2 protein-coding genes and 1 pseudogene are annotated in these 2,416 nt (G+C 41.4%); all 3 read left to right on the top strand.

What is annotated here, in order from left to right:
* The first annotated feature begins 533 nt into the window (after positions 1 to 533).
* A complete protein-coding gene (locus tag OKC40_RS22185; RefSeq protein WP_139039452.1) occupies positions 534 to 974 on the top strand; it encodes a hypothetical protein in 441 nt (146 codons plus the stop codon).
* 464 nt (positions 975 to 1,438) lie between these two features.
* Entirely contained in the window at positions 1,439 to 1,819 is a 381-nt protein-coding gene (locus OKC40_RS22180; RefSeq protein WP_270797000.1) for a hypothetical protein, read from the top strand.
* A 57-nt stretch (positions 1,820 to 1,876) separates the two neighbouring features.
* A pseudogene (locus tag OKC40_RS22175) lies at positions 1,877 to 2,374 on the top strand (FAD-dependent oxidoreductase); the annotation flags it as partial.
* Positions 2,375 to 2,416: the final 42 nt, after the last annotated feature.

Genomic DNA, 2,416 nt, shown 5'->3' with positions numbered 1-2,416 from the left:
GGGCATGCAGTCGTGGCAAGCCCTCCGATGCCATATCGGCTCTTGAAGCTGGCTGAGGGTCATGGGTAATCAGGTAAACAATTGAGCCTTTGTTTTCAAAATAAAATATGAATCACATTGAAAACAACTAGAACATGTCATTCAAGCATTGATGTCATTCTATATGCAGGAATTCGTCTGTTTATGTTCTGTTTAAGCCTCGTGTCTATTAAATCGAACGGCAAAAATGTTTTTATTTATATTGCTCTGCGAGCATATTATCCACATGTAATGACTACCGCATTAGCGATATTTACCATCCCATCCACATCCATTCTGTTTATGGGCATGTTATAGGTTAAATGTCGTTCAGCCAACACTCAAAAAGAGCAAAAAACAACCAAGAGTGAAATTTGTACAATTATTTTTTCAATAAAAAACTCCTTAAAAATCAATGGCATGATCCATTTATGTCGCTTGACAGATGGCAGTCTCTCGGTTTACCGTGGGCTCATTCCTCGTAATTCACTAGCGTCCTACTGCGGAGAAATCTTATGGATGTTCAAATGACGGATGAAGAACTCATGGATAAAGCCGTTGATGCACTTGTCAATGCTTTTATTGTGATGTTTCGTTCGGTCGGCTATCCAGTCAGACCGTTGTATTACTCAGAAGGGGGGATCACCTTGGAGATCCGAGTGCCACCAACACTCCCTGATTTTATAATGAAAAAATACCCACGGTTTAGGGATGGATTCAGGGCGTGTCCATCAATAGAGTTGATCGGAATACCATATGAATGGCAGGGGTGTGGATTTTTCACAAAATTAGTTAATGCACTAGGTGCTGAGCCTAGTGTTGAGTGCGTCTGTATCTCATGCGTGACTAACGAGGTATTCTCACAGAAACTACAAAACAACCCTGAGTGGGAGCTTTTATATTATAGCGAATTATTTGATGTGAAAGGATTTTATAAGGTATTTAAGAGAGATTGACTATTCTAAGTTTCATTTCAACTACTTCATGTAGTGTCATCAAGCATGCTCGATAAAAGCTATTTTGTCAGCAGCAATCGTCAAGCACACAAATATCTTTCTCCTATGCATTTTGCGGACCTACCCGTTGAGGTGTTGTTATAGCGCCGCAGGTGGCTCAATAATCGACTTTATGCAGGCACAGCATAGTCGGTAGCACCTTAAGTTAAAGGTTAGCCAGCGTGCGTTGCCGCATGCAATTGCATGCGGCATCTATTCCATTAGTTCAAGCCTACCTACCTATTTCATTGCAATAACATCAACGTCAGTCGGCAAGAGAGTAGTCCATAATGCGGAGATTAATACCGCGTGCAGGTATATATGAAAATATTAGAAAAATTATTATTAGGTTCATCTTCAATTATCTGTTGAATCATCTTAATAAGCCTGATAGCCTGTTGCTGAAATAGATTGCAGGGTGTTTTATGGATGAGGAATATAATAAAAAACTAATGATGGCCACTCAGTTATTCAAAGATAGGGCATCAGGGAAAGTACTGCCGGATGGTGAAATGAATTCAGACAGTATATTTATCCTTAGCCCTACAGAACGGCGAGCCTGCTGCCGTGACATAGTGCCTGGAAACCGGCGGTTCCCGTTGAGCTCAAAGAAGCATGCCTGCTCAAAAATACACATAGCAGCCCTATTTCGTATTGAGTTAATTGATTTTGAGAGTGAGTTTAGGAAAATTAATCGCCGCAAGAACATAAAACTAACCCAGCTCAAAGGAGGTGCTAAGGAAGGTGCTAACAAGTCACTTGGCACAAAAACACACCATTCTAAATTATTGATATTAAATGGCTAAACTTTTTAGTTTTGGCACATAGGGTACTTATTCGCACCTTCCCGAGGTATCAAGTCGATACAAAGAAGAGATGCCAACGAATCCTTTATGATAGAGCTCACTGACAGCAGTTTCAGTGAACAGGATCTTGTCATTTCAGCTATAGGTCTACAACCGAATCTATCCTTAGCGATGAATGCAGGACTGGCTGTTAAACGCGGAATTGTAGTAGATGATTACCTGAGAACATCGAGTGAGCACATTTATGCTCTTGGTGATTGCGTTGAGTGGAAAGGTGAATTGCGACCCTTTTTGCAGCCAATTGTTCTCGGTGCCAATGCATTATCTAAAACTCTGATTGGTAAGCCAACACCACTAACGCTTCCTCCAATGCTAGTGAAGGTAAAAACACTTCAATATCCTTTGCAGTTAGCTGGTAGAACCAAAGGTGCAGACCTTTCATGGCAGTTTAAGTGGAATAAAAATGGAATGGTCGCAGAAGCTCGCAGCGAGGATGGTGAAATGTGCGGCTTTGTCGTAGGTGCAGGGCGGGAGCACACTTTGTTGATATTTTAACCAAAGAATAACTGAGCCCGATAGTCGTCATTCCAGCCGGCT

It is taken from the genome of Aeromonas sp. QDB11 (genome assembly GCF_027705265.1).
GTDB classification, from domain to species: domain Bacteria; phylum Pseudomonadota; class Gammaproteobacteria; order Enterobacterales; family Aeromonadaceae; genus Aeromonas; species Aeromonas allosaccharophila.
This window is presented reverse-complemented; position numbering and strand designations above follow the sequence as displayed.